General features: G+C 34.3%; 26 protein-coding genes. 10 read left to right on the forward strand and 16 right to left on the reverse strand.

Annotated features, from left to right (window positions below):
* Window positions 1-96 precede the first annotated feature (96 nt).
* Window positions 97-486: a winged helix-turn-helix transcriptional regulator gene (locus tag ACL9RH_RS09735; protein ID WP_422693164.1), complete on the reverse strand. Its 390-nt coding sequence runs from the start codon at window positions 484-486 to the stop codon at window positions 97-99.
* A gap of 367 nt (window positions 487-853) precedes the next feature.
* On the opposite strand from ACL9RH_RS09735, the gene ACL9RH_RS09740 reads away from it, so the two are divergent.
* The 3 genes from ACL9RH_RS09740 to ACL9RH_RS09750 all read left to right on the forward strand — a co-directional run bounded on the left by ACL9RH_RS09740 (window position 854) and on the right by ACL9RH_RS09750 (window position 4,024).
* The gene (locus ACL9RH_RS09740; RefSeq protein WP_422693165.1) at window positions 854-1,771 is read left to right on the forward strand and encodes a helix-turn-helix domain-containing protein; all 918 of its coding nucleotides are present in this window, start codon (window positions 854-856) and stop codon (window positions 1,769-1,771) included.
* Between the two features lie 174 nt (window positions 1,772-1,945).
* Window positions 1,946-3,064: an alkene reductase gene (locus tag ACL9RH_RS09745; protein WP_422693166.1), complete on the forward strand. Its 1,119-nt coding sequence runs from the start codon at window positions 1,946-1,948 to the stop codon at window positions 3,062-3,064.
* A gap of 129 nt (window positions 3,065-3,193) precedes the next feature.
* On the forward strand, window positions 3,194-4,024 hold the full coding sequence (locus ACL9RH_RS09750) for an SDR family oxidoreductase (RefSeq protein WP_422693167.1): 831 nt from the start codon (window positions 3,194-3,196) through the stop codon (window positions 4,022-4,024).
* A 142-nt stretch (window positions 4,025-4,166) separates the two neighbouring features.
* On the opposite strand, the gene ACL9RH_RS09755 is transcribed toward ACL9RH_RS09750, so the two are convergent.
* From ACL9RH_RS09755 to ACL9RH_RS09770, 4 genes are all read right to left on the reverse strand, one after another.
* A complete protein-coding gene (locus ACL9RH_RS09755; RefSeq protein WP_422693168.1) occupies window positions 4,167-5,585 on the reverse strand; it encodes a hypothetical protein in 1,419 nt (472 codons plus the stop codon).
* Between the two features lie 124 nt (window positions 5,586-5,709).
* Window positions 5,710-6,054 carry a helix-turn-helix domain-containing protein gene (locus ACL9RH_RS09760; protein ID WP_422693169.1) on the reverse strand — a complete coding sequence of 115 codons (345 nt, stop codon included), beginning with the start codon at window positions 6,052-6,054 and terminating at the stop codon, window positions 5,710-5,712.
* Window positions 6,055-6,162: 108 nt separating this feature from the next.
* Complete coding sequence (locus ACL9RH_RS09765) at window positions 6,163-6,600, reverse strand: transposase (protein WP_422693170.1); 438 nt, start codon at window positions 6,598-6,600, stop codon at window positions 6,163-6,165.
* 530 nt (window positions 6,601-7,130) lie between these two features.
* Window positions 7,131-7,445 (reverse strand): hypothetical protein, encoded by a 315-nt coding sequence (locus tag ACL9RH_RS09770; RefSeq protein ID WP_422693171.1) that lies wholly within the window; start codon window positions 7,443-7,445, stop codon window positions 7,131-7,133.
* Between the two features lie 535 nt (window positions 7,446-7,980).
* On the opposite strand from ACL9RH_RS09770, the gene ACL9RH_RS09775 reads away from it, so the two are divergent.
* From ACL9RH_RS09775 to ACL9RH_RS09795, 5 genes are all read left to right on the forward strand, one after another.
* A complete protein-coding gene (locus tag ACL9RH_RS09775) occupies window positions 7,981-8,301 on the forward strand; it encodes a hypothetical protein (RefSeq protein ID WP_422693172.1) in 321 nt (106 codons plus the stop codon).
* Between the two features lie 229 nt (window positions 8,302-8,530).
* Window positions 8,531-9,139: a short chain dehydrogenase gene (locus ACL9RH_RS09780; protein WP_422693173.1), complete on the forward strand. Its 609-nt coding sequence runs from the start codon at window positions 8,531-8,533 to the stop codon at window positions 9,137-9,139.
* A gap of 11 nt (window positions 9,140-9,150) precedes the next feature.
* Window positions 9,151-10,068 (forward strand): helix-turn-helix domain-containing protein, encoded by a 918-nt coding sequence (locus ACL9RH_RS09785; protein WP_422693174.1) that lies wholly within the window; start codon window positions 9,151-9,153, stop codon window positions 10,066-10,068.
* 91 nt (window positions 10,069-10,159) lie between these two features.
* Window positions 10,160-10,690 (forward strand): hypothetical protein, encoded by a 531-nt coding sequence (locus ACL9RH_RS09790; RefSeq protein WP_422693175.1) that lies wholly within the window; start codon window positions 10,160-10,162, stop codon window positions 10,688-10,690.
* 14 nt (window positions 10,691-10,704) lie between these two features.
* Window positions 10,705-11,211, forward strand: coding sequence for a hypothetical protein (locus tag ACL9RH_RS09795; protein ID WP_422693176.1), 507 nt, complete (start codon window positions 10,705-10,707; stop codon window positions 11,209-11,211).
* 58 nt (window positions 11,212-11,269) lie between these two features.
* Here ACL9RH_RS09795 and ACL9RH_RS09800 read toward each other — a convergent pair whose 3' ends face one another.
* Window positions 11,270-11,815, reverse strand: coding sequence for an alpha-ketoglutarate-dependent dioxygenase AlkB (locus ACL9RH_RS09800; RefSeq protein ID WP_422693177.1), 546 nt, complete (start codon window positions 11,813-11,815; stop codon window positions 11,270-11,272).
* Window position 11,816: 1 nt separating this feature from the next.
* Window positions 11,817-12,284 (reverse strand): hypothetical protein, encoded by a 468-nt coding sequence (locus tag ACL9RH_RS09805; protein ID WP_422693178.1) that lies wholly within the window; start codon window positions 12,282-12,284, stop codon window positions 11,817-11,819.
* A gap of 343 nt (window positions 12,285-12,627) precedes the next feature.
* On the opposite strand from ACL9RH_RS09805, the gene ACL9RH_RS09810 reads away from it, so the two are divergent.
* Both ACL9RH_RS09810 and ACL9RH_RS09815 read left to right on the forward strand, forming a co-directional pair.
* Window positions 12,628-12,987 carry a hypothetical protein gene (locus tag ACL9RH_RS09810; RefSeq protein ID WP_422693179.1) on the forward strand — a complete coding sequence of 120 codons (360 nt, stop codon included), beginning with the start codon at window positions 12,628-12,630 and terminating at the stop codon, window positions 12,985-12,987.
* Window positions 12,988-13,018: 31 nt separating this feature from the next.
* A complete protein-coding gene (locus ACL9RH_RS09815) occupies window positions 13,019-13,465 on the forward strand; it encodes a hypothetical protein (RefSeq protein ID WP_422693180.1) in 447 nt (148 codons plus the stop codon).
* Between the two features lie 22 nt (window positions 13,466-13,487).
* Here ACL9RH_RS09815 and ACL9RH_RS09820 read toward each other — a convergent pair whose 3' ends face one another.
* From ACL9RH_RS09820 to ACL9RH_RS09860, 9 genes are all read right to left on the reverse strand, one after another.
* Entirely contained in the window at window positions 13,488-14,048 is a 561-nt protein-coding gene (locus ACL9RH_RS09820) for a hypothetical protein (protein ID WP_422693181.1), read from the reverse strand.
* A gap of 43 nt (window positions 14,049-14,091) precedes the next feature.
* On the reverse strand, window positions 14,092-14,625 hold the full coding sequence (locus ACL9RH_RS09825) for a hypothetical protein (RefSeq protein ID WP_422693182.1): 534 nt from the start codon (window positions 14,623-14,625) through the stop codon (window positions 14,092-14,094).
* A gap of 2 nt (window positions 14,626-14,627) precedes the next feature.
* Window positions 14,628-15,275: a hypothetical protein gene (locus ACL9RH_RS09830; protein ID WP_422693183.1), complete on the reverse strand. Its 648-nt coding sequence runs from the start codon at window positions 15,273-15,275 to the stop codon at window positions 14,628-14,630.
* Between the two features lie 32 nt (window positions 15,276-15,307).
* A complete protein-coding gene (locus ACL9RH_RS09835) occupies window positions 15,308-15,706 on the reverse strand; it encodes a hypothetical protein (protein WP_422693184.1) in 399 nt (132 codons plus the stop codon).
* A 48-nt stretch (window positions 15,707-15,754) separates the two neighbouring features.
* Entirely contained in the window at window positions 15,755-16,384 is a 630-nt protein-coding gene (locus tag ACL9RH_RS09840; RefSeq protein ID WP_422693185.1) for an ankyrin repeat domain-containing protein, read from the reverse strand.
* Between the two features lie 68 nt (window positions 16,385-16,452).
* The gene (locus tag ACL9RH_RS09845) at window positions 16,453-17,322 is read right to left on the reverse strand and encodes a nucleoside hydrolase (protein ID WP_422693186.1); all 870 of its coding nucleotides are present in this window, start codon (window positions 17,320-17,322) and stop codon (window positions 16,453-16,455) included.
* Window positions 17,323-17,507: 185 nt separating this feature from the next.
* Window positions 17,508-18,170 carry a DNA-3-methyladenine glycosylase family protein gene (locus ACL9RH_RS09850; RefSeq protein WP_422693187.1) on the reverse strand — a complete coding sequence of 221 codons (663 nt, stop codon included), beginning with the start codon at window positions 18,168-18,170 and terminating at the stop codon, window positions 17,508-17,510.
* 16 nt (window positions 18,171-18,186) lie between these two features.
* Window positions 18,187-18,699, reverse strand: coding sequence for a methylated-DNA--[protein]-cysteine S-methyltransferase (locus ACL9RH_RS09855; protein ID WP_422693188.1), 513 nt, complete (start codon window positions 18,697-18,699; stop codon window positions 18,187-18,189).
* Complete coding sequence (locus ACL9RH_RS09860; protein ID WP_422693189.1) at window positions 18,696-20,111, reverse strand: MFS transporter; 1,416 nt, start codon at window positions 20,109-20,111, stop codon at window positions 18,696-18,698. Before ACL9RH_RS09860 ends, ACL9RH_RS09855 begins: the two co-directional genes overlap by 4 nt.
* Between the last annotated feature and the right edge of the window lies 1 nt (window position 20,112).

The raw sequence follows: 20,112 nt of genomic DNA on the forward strand, positions 1-20,112 counted from the left end.
TGAGATTTCTTTTCAATTCAAACTGATACATTGAAGTATATCATTACCTTATTACATGAATCAAAAATCAATTGATTATAAATAATCTCACAAAATCTAATGTGAAGTCAAATGATCAATCTTTACCACAGGATTGGTCTCACTGATTACCTTTTCCAAAAAAGGACGATGCTGGTTTCCCCAAATATCCATCATTTCAATAATAGGCAGTAAAGATTCCCCTAGCTCCGTAAGCGAATATTCTACTTTGGGTGGCACTTCTGTAAAAATCTTCTTTTCGATTACGCCATGCTGTTCCAACTCTTTTAGCTGCTTGCTCAGAACTCTTTTCGTAAGTGCAGGAAAAGCCTTTTCAATTTGTGATGGCCTTTTAATATCCGAATGAATTGCATTGATCAACGACATCTTCCATTTCCCGCCAAGTATTTCCTTAGTGAGATGCAAACCACATTCTGTGGGTACTGGTATTTTTCGTTCGTAATTCATAATGACAAATTTAATAATAAAAATACTGCAACTGATAGGGACAAATTTATCCCCCAAAATTTACAGAAACCATTATTGCAGAGAAGTTTACTTTTAATCTGAAAAAACAATTTTATCTTTATACCAAATGATCATTTTGGATTATTATTCCTCCATTTTGGATTATTCAACCGCCACTATTTTAACGAAATTTGCCTGTTAAAAGTTTTGATTCACAAAATCGGCTAATCATCCAATTCTATAGAAAAAGTAGGGTAAATCTTTAAATTGCTGATCTATTTTTCAGGAATTAGTTAATTTTATAGTAGTAAAATATGTTACCTACCATCAAAACCAATGTCATCACAAATCTATACCCTATTCAATCATGATTGATAAATCAGTTGTTAAAAAAGAGCTTCACTATTTTAAATCTATTACCGATTTATGCAGAGGACTTGGGGTTTCAAGCCCTGTACATCCTTTGATCGTATCTATTAATCATGAGGAAATTGCTTCCGATTCTGACGTTCGTTATCTGGTACACGACTTTTATATGATCTCTTACAAGAATAACCTAAAAGGCAAACTAAAATATGGACAAGGATACTATGATTTTGATGAAGGAGGACTCATATTCGTAGCTCCTGGGCAAGCCTTATCCGTTATAGACGAAGATCTCTGTACCGGACGCAGCCTTTTTATTCATCCAGACTTCTTTGCGGGATATCCTCTTTCCAGATCAATAGCTAAATTTGGATTTTTTGGTTATAATATTAATGAAGCCCTGCATCTTTCAGCCAAAGAAAGAGATAAGACACTGCGTATTTTCGAAGATATAAAAGAAGAAATGGAAACATCTATTGACGATACCAGCCAAGAACTTGTTATCTCTTATCTGGAGGTTCTTCTGAATTACAGTAATCGCTACTACAAAAGACAATTCATCACCCGAAAACCTGCAAACAGTCCAATAATGGAACGTTTTGAAATGCTTTTGAATAATTATTACTCTACCGGAGAATCTTCCAAAAAAGGAATTCCTTCAGTACAATATTTTTCAGATCTGCTGAACGTTTCTTCAGGTTACCTGAGTGACCTGCTCAGAAATCTAACGGGAATGAATACACAACAGCATATACACGCAAAATTGATTGAGGTTGCCAAACAAAAACTATCAACTACCAGAGTGAATATTGCTGAAATTGCTTATGAACTTGGATTCGAATATCCACAGTCTTTTAATAAGCTATTTAAAAATAAAACAGGATTAACTCCTCTTGAATTTCGAGATCAGATCAATTAATAATAGAGAATAAGTTGATCAGATCACATAAGATGTTTTCACAACATCTCGATCTAAAGCGTCAAAAGATCCTTTGCCAGAATATAGATAAATTTGTCCCCGTAGGTTTAAAAAGTCTCCTATTGTTCTTACAGAAGAGATATCACAAATTTGTACTATTAAATTCTGAATACAATGACAACAAAGGATATTTTGTCTCCTTATACAAAAGGAAATCTACAACTCAATAATCGCGTGATAATGTCTTCACTTACGCGCGGCAGAACGACAAACCAAGGATTGGTCCCTACAGATTTACATGCCACTTATTACGCACAGCGAGCTTCAGCAGGATTAATTCTGACCGAAAGTGCGTGGGTAAGCAAAGATGCCATAGGATTCATCAATATTCCTGGTATTTATACCGACGAGCAGGTGACCGGCTGGAAGAAAGTGACCGAAGCTGTACACAGTAAAGGTGGAAAAATTTTCTTACAGCTATCTCACAGCGGCTCCGTTTCTCATGCTGATTTTTTCAATGGGAATAAGCCCAAAGGTCCTTCCGCTATCAATCCAAAGGAAAAGACTTTTACGCCACAGGGATTTAAAGATACCGAGACCCCCGAAGAATTAACGCTTCAGGATATTCGGAATACGATTGAAGATTATAGGAAAGCAAGCCGGAATGCATTAAAATCAGGTTTTGATGGGATAGAAATTCATGCTCAGATATTCACACTGATTCCGCAGTTTCTGAGTAGCCTTACCAACCAGAGAACCGATGAGTATGGAGGAACTATTGAAAACCGTTCAAGAATATTATTTGAAATTTTAGATGCTGCAATATCTGTTTTTGGCACTGATAGAGTGGGTATCAAATTTACGCCTGCATTTTTCAGCACGGGAATCATTCGTCCTCAAGAAGATACACTGTCAGATTATCAATATATCCTCGGCAAACTCAGCAACTATGATTTGGCATATGTACATATCGTAGCTCCAGGCATCGATTTGTCGGATACTCCATTAAGTTCTATTAAAGATGATTATTTTGCTTTCTTCAGAAAACATTACAGCGGTACATTAATGGCCAATGGGGGTTTTACACTGGAAAAAGCGAATACTATTCTCGTAGAAAACAATGCAGATTTAGTTTCTTTCGGTACTTATTATATTGCTAATCCTGACTTGACAGATCGCTTTCAAAACAACTGGCCATTGGCAACAGCAGATACGGATACTTACTATCAGGGCGGAGAGCAAGGTTACACAGATTATCATCATTATGACAGCAAAAAGCAATCACTACCATAAAATGGATCTTTCTGCGAATAAAACACATCTTTGTTTTGGCTAATCATTGCCTTGTTTCGGTTTATTCGGGTGTATTTATACTGCAGATATTTGCATTATTAAAAATGTTTATCCAAACAATATAAGAAAATGAAAAAAACAGTATTGATCACCGGAACATCATCAGGATTTGGAGCTGCTACAGCTAACTATTTCGCATCTAAAGACTGGAACGTTATTGCCACAATGAGAGACATCAGCAAAAATGGAAATCTTGACAAAACAGAAAATATTTTTGTAACAGAATTGGATGTACAGAACAGAATCTCTATTGAGAAGGCTATTAATGAAGGCATTCATCACTTCGGAACAATTGATGTAGTAGTAAATAATGCCGGATATGGCCTTTTCGGAATTTTTGAAAGTGCTTCCCGTGAAGCCATTCAAAATCAATTTGATGTGAATGTTTTTGGCGCGATGGATGTAACCAGAACCATTCTTCCCCATTTCCGTTCAAAACAGTCCGGAGTTATCATTAATATCAGCTCTGGGGCTGGAGCTATTGGATTTCCTATGGCGTCAATTTACAGTTCATCAAAATTTGCTCTCGAAGGATGGACAGAAGGGTTAAGATATGAATTGGCATCGTTAGGTATCACTGCAAAGATCATTGAACCGGGCGGTGCCATACAGACTAGCTTCATGAATCGTGTAGGTGGTGAAAGTGCAGGTTTGCAGCTGATAGAAGATTATCTGCCGTTTTTAGAACAAATCGGTAAAGTGTATGGAGGTATGCAAGATGCTGCAGATGCAGATGCCGTTGAAAAAGTAGTAAGTGCGATCTATGAAGCTGCTACTGATGATACTAACAGACTGCGCTACTCTCCTACCAATGATATTCAACCGATTCTGGATGCCCGCCGTACGACTTCCGAACAGGAATATCAGGAATTTACAGATACTATTTTCTCAGCAAAATAAATATCTTGAGTAGCAAAATTGTTTATGAATAAACTTTTTGTCAATATACAAAGCTATATCCGCTCTTTTACAATCTTAGTCTGAATGGAAGATGATATGGAAAAGAGCGGTATTAGCAAAGAAATGCTTAAACAGCGTTTCATTAATTTTGTCCAAGTTTTTTAAACCAAAGCTCGGTACTTTCTTCACTGGGAATATTCAGTTTTGTTCTCAGATTATGTTTTCTGTTTCGCACCGTACTTATTGTTCGAAAAGTATAGTTGGCAATATCTTTGGTGTTGAAGCCCAAATAAATATAAGCGCACAAAGTAAGTTCAGAAACTCTCATTCTTGGTTCCAGCTTCAAAAGATTTCCTATAACCTGAGGGTAAACTTCCTGAAACCTTGTGAAAAATTCAGGGCTATTGTTTTTTGCCAGTTGTATGACATCTTCAAACTTTTCATTCACCTTTTGATGAAGCATCCTGTTTTCTTCTTCTTTTAAATGAATTTTCACCTCATTTTCTTTAATCTGGTCCTGTTTTCTTTTTCTCAAAACAAGATATACAATAAGAAATACGATACTAATAGCAAAGATGATAAGATAAAGCAGGTTAAAAGACTTTTTGGATGCAAGGTCCTTTTCCTTCACTATTTTTTGCAAAGGCAGATGCTGTATTTCTTCCCTTTCACTTGAAAGGCTGTCTGTAATTACCGTATATTTTTCAAGGCTTTGAGTCGTTTTTTTATAATCTCCAATTAGTTTGTATACATCAGCCAGCATTCGGTGAGTATCTTTAATATCTTGTGGTTTATTTAATTTTTTTGAAATTTCTAAAGATTTTTCCAAATAGCTAGCTGCTTTTCTATAGTCTTGAGTTTCTATAAAATATCTTCCCCAATTTCTATCCAAAATAGATTCTTGAAATACTGGAAAAGTATTGGTTGATGCCATTTTATCACCCAAATCCAAATAGAACTTTGCTGAGTCTAAATTTTTATTGAAAACCAGAAAATATTTGGCAAGCCTTGCAGAATTATAAACCGTGGGTAAGGATTGATGAGCCTTTGTAAGACTTACATAGAATTTATCAGATTTTTTCTGCTCTTCAAAAACTACAGATTGAAGACTATAGAAATACTCCAGACTTTTTTTGTTTTTTTCTTTTCGAGCAACGTCAATCGCTTTATCATAATACTCTAATGCCAAATCAAAAAAACCGATATTCTTGTAATTTCTACCATATTCAGCAGTAATTTTTGATCCTATATTTTCATCATTTACAATCGTATTTTTTTGCGATGCAATATCCAGATACTTCAGACTTTCTTTTGTTCTGAACAAATTGCTGCAAATACTAGCTGCAAACATGTTCGCTTGCAAAGATGCTTTATCGTCTCCCAACTGATCATATCCAGCAATCACCTGCTTACATACTACAAGAGATTCATCCAGCTTACCTTCAGAAAAAAGTACTTTTACCTTTTTATTAAATAAGGAATCCAGCTCCTTCTTTGAATTCTGTGCAAAGTAAAAGTCAGAAAAAAAGATGAGTAGAAGAATCGTTATTATTTTATTCAAATGCATAGATAAATATTTGAATTTCACAAGGCATAAGATACCTAATAAAATTGAAATGTAAATTAAAAAAGTCTATTCCTGATCTGTTGTCTTATACAAAATCAGATTATGAAAATCTACAAAATTACATTTCGCCATATAACCTGTTCCACTTTGCGATGGTATTCCGACTTGTTTTAAATTGTAAAGCAGTTTGAATATTATTCAAATGATTCTTCTTTTGATAATTTATGATTTCTAAAATATCTCTCTTTTTATAAGAACGTTGTTTTTGATTAAAATTCTCTGTGGATTTGTCTGATAAACCAAAAATAATATCATTAAGCTTAATGATGTCAAAAACTGATAGATCGTCTTTTTTAAGAATGCTTTCGCAGTCTTTCATCTTTTGTGGATTTTTCTTTTCAATGATATCTAAAAATATCAGTTTGTAGTTGGGTCTTCTGTCAATTTCTTCTTTTTCTATCATAATTATGAAATCACTTTATATTCGGGAATCTGTTATTCTTAATCATAACATTTATTTCCTGTCAAAGGAAATATTCAGTCAAACACAGGATCTATTCTCTGATCTCCATCAAAGATTTGACTTTCCATACTTGCTTGTCCATTTATATAATGTGGTTTTTGGTATCTTATATTTTTCTATGACTTCAGTTTTTGTCAATGCTTTCGATCTTATCTGTTCAAGGATAAAATCAATAATTTCAAGTGTATAAACGTTCTTTCGAAAAACAGGTAAAACCGATACTTCAGAATTTTTCACATTATTTTCAGAAAAATGGGTAACAGGTGCATAAAGTATTAAATGCTGGCTGTAAATTCTAAAAAAATCATACTCCAATAATTTAGACCATCTCAACAGTGTTTTAGAATCAAGACTATGAGAATTCAGCATATCTTCCACTTCTTTATTGGATGCATTCAAAAAATTACAAATACGATGGGAATCAATTCGTTTTTCTTCCATTTTCTTTTTGATAAGAGAGCCAATATGAATGTCTTTAAAATCCATTTTTTTGTTTGGGTTTAAAATGAGCGATGAAAATATTTTTTAAAAAGCCATTATTATCGGAAAAAGATTGGATATGTTGCAGGGAAATTGCTCCCAAAAGCCTTAAATATTTATTCCAACCTTCTGCTGTCCTTTCGCTACTCGTGTAAAAGAATAAAATAAAATACAGCAGAAGTTTTTATGGAATATTTTACTTTTGAAGTAAAAGTAAAAAGCGTAAATATCCTTTCCGCTTTTGAAAAAAGATTATGAAATTATAAAATGCATAATTTTTTCTCATCACTTGGTTTTATGGTACAAAGATAGCCAGAAGAAGATTGAAAAGATGAATTTGAGAGTATCCATCAAGTATCTATTTTAATTTAATAATATGATAAACAGATTGTTAAAATTAAACGTAAATACTTTATAAAAAAAACATATTCAATTAAAACATTTTTTACTACTGTCTTTTTATTTTAAAAAAATTCATTAAAATTTATAATTTCTTTGGTAAGCATTTTTTCTCTGGAGGAATAAACGGCCTTCATTTATATTTTTGATTTGTTCTTTTTTAAACCAGTCAATGATACAATTTTATACTCTGGAGATTGTCCTTCAAAATAATAGACACTTAATACTTCCATCCAAAGAAAATATTGATTCAGAGAAATATCTACCACCCTTTCGTTTTCAAAAACAAAAGTTATTTCTTCATTAAAAGGGCTAAAGCGAAACTTTCTATAAAACCAAACCTCACTATCAGATTTTTCGGATGGTCTTCCAAAAATTCTTAAAATTTGATTTTTAGGCTGATGAAGATGCTTTTCAATCAGACTTCTAAGTTTTTGTGTATGCTTATTCATTCTTCTTTGTGTTTTTAAAAAGTTGCAGTACTACTTAAATTCATTAGAAATTTCACCATACAAAGAAAAAAACAAAAACTTACCCATCAGAAAATGACAGGGTCTATTATAGCTCTATTTTTAAAAAACACTTATATTATTTCAATATTCCACCTATAGCTCAAGCCATTTAAAACGTTGTTTCCATACACTTTAACAAAAAAACACCCAATATAAAACAGCAACTAACAGACACAAAATTAAACACAAAAACACAGTTGTAAAATTCTAAATTCAGCATATCTACTTATTTATTACTTCTCTCAATAGTGATAATATTGAAAATAAATAACTAATCCATTTGAAATCTATTTTCTCTTAATCATATAGTAAACTCGTGCTATACCAAGGAGAAAAATGACCTCTTAAAAATCATTAAACTCATAATACATTATCATCACTATTAAAAAAATTAAATCATTTAAAAACAGTCTACTTTGTCTTCTGACATTTTTCTAAGGTTCGGTATGACAAACGCCCAGTGTACTTTAACCGGATGGAAAAAATTTTCACAGGGAGAAACTTTCAGCGTTGCTTTAAAAGAAGATGGAACTATTTGGATGGGGGCCAGAACGTCAATGGAATATTATTTTGTTTTCAAAAAGTAAATCATATTAAAAAATCTCAACTGATTGACGCTCCCTTTGTCAGTTTCATAGCTCAAGGAAAGCTCCATCGTGTAAGGCCTATCATTAAAGATGGTAAATGTGATATTTGGGCTCTCCGTTTTAAGAGGGAATTTATTGCAGAAACCGTTTTTCAGCTCTATACCTCTTATCATGAAAAAGCCAATATCTGCCTGAAAACAGATGCCTGATTTGAAAGATTGGACAAGTGATGCTTCGGACTTTCATATTTATAAAAATGATGAAGATCTGCGATAGATTTTATGGAAGTAATTGCCTCAGACATTTTCCTGATTTTATCTAAAATTAGAAATTCTCACAGTTTACCGTTACAAAAATGACTTAGGATTTCAGTAATATGGCTCCGTTTTTTTTCTTATCTTTTAAGGAACTTTGATCCATCATTAAAACAAAGAAAAAATGGAAAAGAAAAAGATTATCGTAATAGGCGCAAGTGGTACTATCGGTCAATTATTAGCCAGCTCATTAGAATTGAAAGGGCACGAGGTTATTAAAGCTTTCCGAAGTTCTGCCCAATATCCCGTAGATATAACAGACAAATCCAGCATGGAGGCATTATTCAAAAAATGCGGCCATTTTGACGCGGTTGTGATGACTGCCGGGGATGTAGTGAATGGTCCTATAGATCAGATGACTGATGAAGATTTTGCATTTGCCATTAGTAGTAAACTTATGGGACAGGTTAATGCAGTAAGAACAGCCCTTCCTTATATTTCAGAAAAAGGTTCTTTTACGCTGGTTTCCGGAATTTTAACGGAAGAACCTATTGCTGGTGGCGCTATTGGTACTATGGTTAACTTGGCTGTAGAAGGTTTTGTTAAAGGATTATGTTTCGAACTGCCGAGAGGAATACGAATCAACTGCGTCAGTCCAAACGTTCTGAAGGAGTCTGAAGATTATCATCCTTACTTTCCCGGTTTTATTCCCGTAGAAGGATCTAAAGTTGTGGCAGCGTATGAAAGGTCTATCTTTGGCATCATTAATGGACGCATCATCAATGTTCATTAGCAGATAATCTCATGAAAAAAAGCATCAGTCCATACCCTATTCAATCTATTCAGGAATTTCATTTTCTGATGCAGTTACCTGAGCCTAAGGCTCCTTTAATCAGTCTCGTTAGATTTGAGGATATCAAAGAAATACCAACCTCTGTACCCAAAAGTCTTATTTTGCCTTTCTTTTCCCTTTGGCTTAAAAAAGATTATCAAGGCGGAAGATTAAAATATGGACAACAGATTTATGATTTCGATGCAGGTTCTATGAGTTTTTTTGAAGAAGGACAGTTGTTTGATTATGATGAAGGTGAAGTATCTCATAGAGGATGGTGGCTTATGATTGTTCCGGAATTCATCCTACAAAGTCCACTGGCAAGTACAATAAGGCAGCGGGGGTTCTTTTCTTATTCCATTCATGAGGCATTACATTTATCAGATGCGGAAGAAATGATTATTGATGAAATTATGCAAAAAATTGACTGGGAAATTACACATTCTATGGATGATTGCAGCCCTAAAATTATCATCAGCTATGTAGAATTACTGCTAAATTATGCAGAGAGATTTTATAACCGTCAGTTTATGACAAGAAAAACAGTAACTAACGAATTGGTTGACAGATTAAACCGTTTATTGGATGATTGGCTGAACAATAGAATATTGGAAAATGAAAAGCTTCCTAGTGTAAAAGTTGTTTCGCAACAACTGAATGTATCCACAAATTACCTCAGCGATATGCTCAAGAGAATTACAGGGAAAACAACGCTACAGCATATTCATGATAAGTTGATTGAAACGGCTACAATCAAATTATCTACCACCAATATGACGATTAGTGAGATATCTTATGAGTTAGGATTTGAACATCCACAATCCTTTGCCAAACTATTTAAAAATAAAACCAATATATCTCCCAATCAATTCAGAAGAAACTTACAATAAATGAATCAAAACTAAAAAAAATACACACGGATACTTCACATAAAAAACTAATTATCAAATAAATACACTCAATAATTAAGACGAGGGAAATATGGGAATTTTCAACAGCACACTCATTCTATTAAAAGAAAAAAAAGCTCCGGCATCAATGATTCTGGAGCTTAATGAAAATTTGAAATCGATCGGTATTCTGCTTCAAAAAAGTGATTATGCAAGGATCATTTTTAATGATAGCCGGAATGAGGAAGAAAAAGAACCTATTACGCTACAAAAGTCTCATACAGATGAAGAAGTCATCGGTTTGCTATCTTCCTGGAAAGGCCTGGGGCTTTTGTCTTATAGGCATATCAATATTGAATTCCCTTTCCTCATCAACTATATTTCTTGGGATGATCAGTATTTACAAGGTCTGGAGATTTCCTATCAATTATCCGCAGAAAATTATACCAATAGGGACCACATTAAGGATGACATCCTTCTCAAGATCATTGAATTTATCAATCCCTTATTGGCAGTAGGGAGTATTGGTAATAGTGAAGATGAATTTAGAGTGGATTTAGGTTTAGAATATAATCTAGACTATATAAAAAATAAAAAGTTTGATATTGATATCAGGTTATAAAATGCCAATCATATATGTTTAAAATAGAATTTAATACCACAACAGAATTAGGAGAAATAGATACAGAAGACACCTCTGTAAGTGAAGCAATATGGTCCATTCATCCTTATTACGACAATGATGTATTTATCCATTGGAAAGACTACCAAATAGAATTGGATAAAAGAGGAACCATCAGCGATATTTACAATGATCTTATTTACCTATTGGATGAGCTCAATGCAGGAAATACCCAATTCACCAGCAGTTTTTTATGTAGTGGGTTTACCGCATACTGGCATTTCCGGGTTGAAAAGAATAGGATTACCATTAGTCCTCAATTTTTTGAAGTAGCGATAAAACACAATGATGGATATCTTGATATGAAAGAGATACGACAGTTAGATTTAAATATCGAAATCGGTTTCGATCATTTTATCAGTGAATGGAATAATCTTCTCAAAAGTATCAAAGATGATTTACTAAAAGTGGGATACACGGAAGATTTGGAAAACTTTGAATATTTGAAAAATTTAAAGTAATACAACCTCCTATTCTACTCTCCCAAATCACAACATTCAATCAACTTTACCTTTATTTTCACATCATTATTTTTCTGAAGGTGATAGATATTCGTCTTTTTCGGGGAATAATGGTATTCATCCATTTATCATTTTTCACAGCTTTTATACCATGTTTCCAACTGTATCTTGCTTCATCACTTAATAGCAAAAGGCTTCTAGGCTGTAGAAGTATTTCCTCCTTCTGTTCCTCTTTTGAAAACTGCATGATGCAGGAAGATAACAGACTAATGGAAATAATGGTATCTTCAAAACAAGGGATACAGTCTATATGGTTGGATATTCCTTGTCCCGGTTCATATTCATTAATTATAACCTGGTCAAAGGAGTTTTCAAGAGTAAAGTTTATTCTAATCTTATTTTCTAACGAAAGAAGCCAGTCAGGTAATTTTCCTATTTCCAATTCTTGATTGATATTCTTTTTCTTGTAATCATAAATATATCCATAATGCTGAACTCTGCGCTTCAGGTTTGCATCCCATATGGCATTGTCTATTTCCGACAAGATTGATTTCTCTTCTTCAATACTCAAAAAATCATCCTGGTACAAAAGGCCGTTTATCATATTATGATTCATTTTCAAGGGTTACAATATATTTTAAAAAGTCTACAAAATTTTTACAAACAGGTTGATATCCAAATTCAAGATCTTCAGAAAACCATATGGAGTTTTCATTTTCTTGTGTGGCATGATAGCCATAAAAAACAGGTTCATCATGATGTTCATACATAAGATCTGCCAATATATATATTCCAGAATGGTTAAGCAATGGAGAAGTAAGAAGACTAGGATTCAGCCAATCATCAAACCCAAAAATCCCTGCGTCAAAACTATCACCATAAATATTACAGCCTCCGTATTCACTTAAAAAATAGAAATATGCTTCATCTTTTATAAATGCTGCGTCTTTCATAATTCCCAGTGTTTCTTCTTCCCAGAGATGTTTTATTTTTTTATGATTTAAAGTTTCAACTCTATATTTTGAAGCTATAGCATCCATAAGTTGGTCTACTTCGATCATCTTATTAATCATATTTTAAAATTTCCTGATAGCACAGATATTCCCATAATTCCAAAGTAAGAAACTCTCTTTTTCCCGAAAGTACAATAAAAACATTGAAAAATTTCAAATCTATTTTTTTTCATTAATAAATTATTTAACATTGTAAAAAAATACCATGAAATATCCCCAATTAACTGGACTAACGGCCTTGATGATTTTATCAGGAGTTCACATGAATGCTCAAAAAAAGAAGAATGTTGCGCCAGCAACTCAAAGTGCTATAGAAAGGTCAAACAATACTGATGTTCAGAAAAGTTCCGGAGAGGAAAATTCTACAACACAATGAACACATCCGTTCGAAAATTCATTAAGTATGGTTAAAAAGATTGAAATCAGCAGGCAAAAATTATTCGATGGAGAAGAAGAACAGAGTTTACCTACCGTTTTCGAAATCGAAAATCAAAGGATTTCATTGACTGATTTCTACAACAATCCGTTGAGGAATTTAAAGAAAGAAATTGATGGTGAAAGTTTTGAGAGTATAGTTGAAGGAAGTAATTTCAGCGTAAACAATCGTTTTATTGAAAGATATACTTCTGAAAATGGGTTGGAAATCTACTATTTCAAAAGCAATAATACGATCTACCTTTTTTCTTATGGAGAATATCAACCCGGAAGATACTTGTTGTTTTTAGAAGGAATTTGGCAATACTCAACCAGGAAAAATGAATAAAGACTGATAATCACTAAATAATTCTTCCCCTATGCAAGTATTTATCAATGAACAGGAAACCGACTTTCATCATATCAGCTATGACGAATATTACTTTGAGAAATATATCGAGGGTAAAGAAATCAGTCAGTTTGAAATCAGAATTCCCATTAAGGATTTCAATGAAAAAATGAAACCGAAATATGAGGAATTACGGGATGAACTGATTGAAGATGACGAAAAAGTGGGTGAAAATTTTGCTTTAGAATTATTTGAAACCCTTACAGAATATCCTTCTTATGATGAAATATTGATTGATACTAAGGTTAATATGGCTGAAAAAATGGGCTTTATGAACACATTCTTCATTTCACAAATCTTCAAGGAATATCTTAATGAGAAAAACCCTATTTACTATTGGATCATAAGAGGAGTATTTTACTTCAATCAAATCGGGGATTATATTATCATTAAAGGTAATGTTCAAAGAATAGATTAATAATTAGCTAAAGCTTTGGCTACTACAGCTCGGCAAATTTATATTCAAATTTGGTCTCAATATTTCCGGAAAGGATTTCTGCGATGACATCAAGTCCGTGATAATATTCTGTGTAATAATCTGTTGCCTGTGTAGCCATGATTATGTCTGCCCGTTTATTGATTTCTGCAAATACTTTTTTCAGTTCTTTTTCGTGTGCCATTTCAAATACTCTATCATTGACATCAAAAATAATGGCTTCTATATTCTTTTGATCAAATGATAGAAAAGCGACTAGCACAGTATATCCAAGTTCATTTCCTTGTTCGTTATATCCCCAATGCATCTCATATTCGTAATATCCGCCTGTAGGATGTTTCTTAAATTCTTCCCATGCCTGTTGCGCTTGTTCGGGTGTCTCCGGTTCTATTTTTCTTGAATCATCCACATCGCTATCAGGATCTGTATCTTCAAAGTAAAAAATATTATGACGGGAGCTAATGGTAAGATTATTTTCCAACATCACTTCATTTACGATGCTCACAATATCTTCGGATCGTGTTTTTTCTATGACAAAAATTGTTTCTGTTGAAAAATGTCCCATATTTGTTTACATTAATTTATCTTATTTCTTCTATTTTATCAATTTACCAACTTCTGCTGTCAATTGTAAAAGAGCTTTTCGAAATATGTTCTTTAATTTTATCTAAGCTTTCTTCCATACTTATGTAGCTTCTAGAAGTGTTGCCAATGTCACCGACTACGTATTCACAATCCAGAAACTGAGAGATTTTAACGATCAGTTCTCTATGTTTTACCTCACGTTCAAATACAGTATCTTTTTCAGCAAAAGAGATCATAATACCCTGAATATGTTCGTCATTCCATGTCATGAAAGCAACTCCTATGTCAAACAGGAAATCCGGATTCCTGTAAGTGAGCATCCCTAAGCCTTTCCAGGAGCAGATCAAATCTATAACCTCTTCATCGGTCATGGATTCATCCAACCAAATTGGTTCCTTTTCTTCCTCATCGCGGGTATCATTAAATGCGACCAATTCATAATCACTTTTTTGAAGCAAAACGTGTATGGTTTTCAATTTTTTATTGAGGTTTGTTATAAATGGCAGAGGTTTCTGTTCTTCTTTCAGAAGTATAAATGTTTCGTCAAAATTGCTCATATTTATTTCGTAAGACTTTTAATTTTCTCCGATTCTTCTATATTGTACGTAATTCTATTATCCAGGTTTATTAAAGAGGTGAACATTTCCTTATATTCATTGAAATTACTTTTATCATAATGAACAAGCACCGGAAACAGCTGACTGGCCTGATAATATTTGTGATGCTGTAAAGCTTCCTGCATCGCCTGTTTTATTTCTTGAATAAGAGAACTGAATTCTTTCTTCAACAGCAGATTCTTTAGATCCGATTCAAAAAAACAGCTGCCATACAGATGTAAAAGCTGTTGGATATAAGGATATAATTCCTCTTCGTTTTTTCCATTAAAGGTTGAAATATACAACGCGTCGGCCATCACATCATATACATTATCTTCTCCATAGATTCTGTGGGGTTCAAATTCTTCTTGCTGGTCCCACTTTTCGTTGATGAACCGATTAAGGAATTCAAATCCTTCCGGAATGGCCCATGCAAGGAGAATAAGCATTGCCTGATAACCAATATACCGATTATCGTGTAGCAGAAGATCTTTTAACCTTTCAATTCTATCGGGATCTTTTATTTCTAAAAGCTGTACTTCGCTCAGATCGTATCCTTCATTTCCATCCTCTTGATAATAATACAACAAGTTTTCTATTTCTGTATTCATTTGATTAAAACTTTGTCATTATTTTCTTCCCTTCAAAGCATTACTTCCAATTTATTGGAAGTGATCCCTGAAAAGCTAAAGGTAATATAAAACTTTTCACCTCTGGAAATTCTGAATGAAATTCCTCTAAAGCCTAAAATCAATTCTCCATCTTCCTCAAAGATCTTAGCAGGCAGTTCAAACCTTTGTGTCTCATTGGGAGACAACATGTTTATTTTTATTTGTTCGCCATTGTACACAGGAGACATAAAAGCTCTTTCGTAAGCCCTCATTTTCTCATCTTTTGCAGTGAAAAGACTTATCCCGTTCCTAGCCAATGCACCACTGTCATTGTAAAAATAAAAAGTTCGTTTTTCATCTCCGGTATTGGTTATATCGATATAGAGTATAAAACTGTTTTCCTCAAGATGATAAGAAATAGTATGCTTCATAGGAGTATGTATCGTTTAAGGTATTGTTATAAAAGCAATTATACCATTTTATTTCGCAGTATACTGATCTACCAAATCAAGAATCTTTTTTCTCAGATTTTCATCAATCCCTTCTCGTATATTTTCGATGGTTAAATAACCTTCTCCATCATTTACAAAAGGATTGGCTCCATATTGCAGCAATAATTCTATCATTTCTAAATTCTGATAATAAAAATGAAAAGCCAGGCCTAAAGGTGTTTTGGTCTGATGAGATCCTGATTTATTAATAAATTCTTCGCTGGAATAGGGCAATAATAACCTCAGCAATTCAATATTTCCATCTAAAGCAGCTGTTATCAAAGGAGTTTCGCGTTCCTCTCCAACCAGGTTGACATCAGCTCCATGATCCAAAAGCAGCTTTAGTATTTTCGGATTGTTAAAATAGATGGCCGTGAAAACCGGCGCGTTATATGCTTCATGGGTAAAATTAACATCAGCACCGTTTTCTATTAAAATTTCTATCATTTTTATATAGGTATCCTCATCATCTTCTATTTCATCCAAAGCGTACTGGATCAAACTTTCCCGAAGTTTTCCCAGGATCATTGCTGCATCTCCTCCTTTATTGATCCAGGCTTTTAAAGCTTCGATATCTTTATTTTCTAGGATACTTATGATTTCTTCGTCCTTGTTCATTATTCTATTGTAATTATTTAGGGATAAATTCATTAATATTATAAAAAATTGATCCCTATATATTGCTTTTAAGGCTTAATGACCATCCAAAGATCTTTTAGATCCGGAATATAAGTCGTGATGAGTGAAGATGGTTTTTCCGGGTGTTCTTTTGCTTCCACACAGCCCCATTCTCCTCGTGTTCTATACGGAATCACTTCCTCCCAAAGGGCTTTTGAAGGGTCAATAGCCAATAAAGCAGCTACAGTATCGTGAAGTGCTTTTTCTTTTAGTTCTACGGCCTTCAGGAATAGTTTAAGACCTTTATTATGATCTCGGTAGGGGATCAGAAGTTCAGCATCTTCTTTGGTAAAAACAGCTCCATGGCAGACATTTTTACTAATCATCCTTCTTTCCGTCATCGGAATTGAAAGCAGAGTTTCAGCAGCCAATGGATTACCGTTGAGGTTAAAAGTTGCACACGTACGTTTTCCGTCAAATTTTTCCAAACGATATTCTTTCGGAACGATATTATCTCCTACAAAACCTCCCTGGCAGAACCAGCGGTCAAAGAAAACTCCAGTCTCAAATAAAGCATAAGGATTGGTAAGTGCAGCACCTGTTAACAGAGTACAGTCTGGAAACTTACGAAGGGTTTCAGCCATAATATTTGCCGCAGTATCGTCTGCTTCTGAATGTTCAAAACGGCCTACCCATTTGCGGTAAAAGCCAGAAACCCGGCTGGCGATAGATTTGGGAGTTCCAGCTCCAATACGCACATCTTCCCGGCCAAGAATTCTTAGAACATGGCGTACAAAACCTATTTGGTCTGTTCCTCCCGGATGTACAGAAACACTTATGAGATTAACTTTGGGATGAGTAGCGAGAATAGCCAGGGTCATCGGATCATCGGGATCCGCAGTTTCCATATCAAAATGGAATGGCAATTTAGATTGCATGTCGTAATTTTAATTTTATAGATATTAGTTTTCGGATGCAAAGGTATAGAAAATAAAATTTATATTTCACTGATACCCTGACACAAAGCTAAAATCCGACAAAAGCAATGACTTCACAGCTTCCATTATCAGAAATTTTTCACTAAAAAAAGTAAGCATTCAGCATCAATTTGTTCTGATAAAATTTACTTAGTTTTTGCACTGGAAAGATAATAATGCCACAGCATCATCGAAGCTACAGACCTGAAAGGTTTCCATTGTTCACTGATTTCAAGAATTTCCTCTTTTGTGGTTTTGGATTCTAATTGTTTTAATCGTTTCACTGCATTTACCGCAGCCAAATCGCCAATCGGGAAAATATCAGTTCGTTGAAGCGTGAACATTAAATATACATCCACCGTCCAGTTTCCAATTCCTTTCAAAGCAACTAATCTTCTTCGAACCTCATCATTGGATAGTTCCGGAAGATTTTCAATACTCATCTCACCGCTGATAAGAGCATTAGCCAAACCTTTGATATAGATGTTTTTCTGGCGACTTACATAGCATTCTTTCATTTCCTCATCATTCAGTTTGAGAATATTTTCGGGGGTAATTTCTTCGAGTTTTTCTTTCAGTTTGTTTAAAGCAGCCAATGCCGAAGCTAAAGAAACCTGTTGCTCCAAAATAATATGCACCAGTGTTTCAAAAGTATTCCTGCGCGTCCACATGGGAGGATAGCCATGGTTCTTTAAGATCAAATGAAGATCTGGGTCATTATTGGCCAAATGATCACATAATTCCTGAAAATTCTCAAGGTTGAAAGTTTCAATTTCGTGCAGGGTATTCTTTTCCATCCGTGTTTTCATCTATATTTTTTTAAATTTAAAATAAACTGGGCATCCTGAAACCTTGTTCCAATTCAATAAGAATCGATTTGTTATTCAGACCGCCTGCAAAACCTACCAACTTTCCGGAAGCTCCTACAACCCTGTGACATGGTACAACAATCGAGATCGGATTTTTGTTTAAAGCACCTCCCACCGCACGAACAGCTTTTATGTCTCCCAGAATTTTTGCCAATTCACCATATGTTTTGGTGACACCATAAGGAATTTTCAGGAGAGCTTCCCAAACCCTCACCTGAAATTCGGTGCCTTCAAAATCAAGAGGGATTTCAAAAGAAGTTCTTTTATTTTCAAAATATTCATTCAGTTGATGTTCGGTCTGCAGTAATATAGAATGATTTTCGTCTTTCACAGGGACTGAAAGCTTCGTTCTTTTATAATCTTCTCCTTCCCAGATAATTGCTACCAATCCTTTATCGGACGCAATGGCCCTTATCAACCCAACCGGCGACGGGATATCTTTATACATCAAGTGTTTTTGTTCTTTCATATTGTTTTAATCATTTTTTTGGAGGTTTCAGCGTCAGTTTTCATACTGGGAAGTAATTGAAGCATTATTCCTACCATAAAGACACAGATCAATAAACAGATCATTCCAAAATGATATGCCGTTTGCCAGCCATTTTTCGAAAAATAAAAAAATACCCCGCCAATAATGCTTACTCCCAATGCGGAAGCCGTTTGCTGAAAAGTAGAATAAATTCCTGCCGCTGCTCCTGCATATTGTGAAGGTACGTTTTTCAGAGCAACATTTAATAATGACGGAAGCACCAATCCGTTTCCGAATCCCCAAATGCCCATCAATCCAATAATCAGCCAAGTGCTTATTCCCGGTTTCCAAAGCATCATCTGAAGAGAAAATGCAACCAACAAAATGATAACTCCAACCTGTAATACTCTTTTTCCAAATTTCACAATCAATCTCGATGCCATTACGGAAGATGTGATAAATAAAATTCCCGGAACAACAAAGTACACCCCTGAGTCTAATGCAGAAATTCCCAAACCATTTTGCAGATAAACTGCGCTCAGCAAAAGATAAGCAGTATGCAACATAAAGTGGAACAATACCGCTACCAGACCGATATTAAAATCTTTTATTCTAAATAATCTCACGTCAATTAATGGATTTTCATTGTTGGAAAGCTTGATTTTTTGATTATAAATGAAAAATACAAAAAGTAAACCCGATAAAATAAGCAAACCAAAACTCCATAATGGCCAACCTGCCTCACGCCCTTGTATTAAAGGATAAATAAGCGAAAACAGCGCCCCTGTTAAGATCAAAATTCCTGTATAATCGAATTTTGTATTTTGATGTTTTACGGTTTCTGTCACAAATTTATGAGTTGCCCAAAGGGTAACAATTCCGATAGGCAAATTGATAAAGAAAACCAGTCTCCATCCTTCTACAAACCAATGTAAATCGGACAAATACCCTCCTAAAACCTGCCCGATCACTGCTGCTGTTCCCAGAGTAATTCCGTATAAGCCAAATGCTTTAGCACGTTCTTTTGTATCGGTAAACAAAAGCTGAATAAATGCGATGGTCTGCGGAACCATAAACGAAGCGCTTAATCCCTGAAAAATTCTTGTGACATTCAATTGTAAAGCTGTTTGAGATAAACCGCACAAACACGAAGCTATGGTAAAGGCAAACATCCCCAAAAAAAACACTTTCTTTCTTCCAAAATGATCTCCTGCCCTGCCTCCAGTTATCAGAAAAGCAGCATACCCCAGAAGATAGCCGGCAATAACAAGCTGTACTTCTCCATCGGTTGCATGCACTCCTCTTTTAATCGTCGGAATAGCTACATTAATGATAAATACATCAATTACAGAGAGCAATGGCGCGGATAAAACAATGATAAGTTCGAGCCATTTATTTTTAATTTCGTTCATT

Source organism: Chryseobacterium sp. Mn2064 (genome assembly GCF_049319685.1).
Lineage (GTDB): Bacteria > Bacteroidota > Bacteroidia > Flavobacteriales > Weeksellaceae > Chryseobacterium.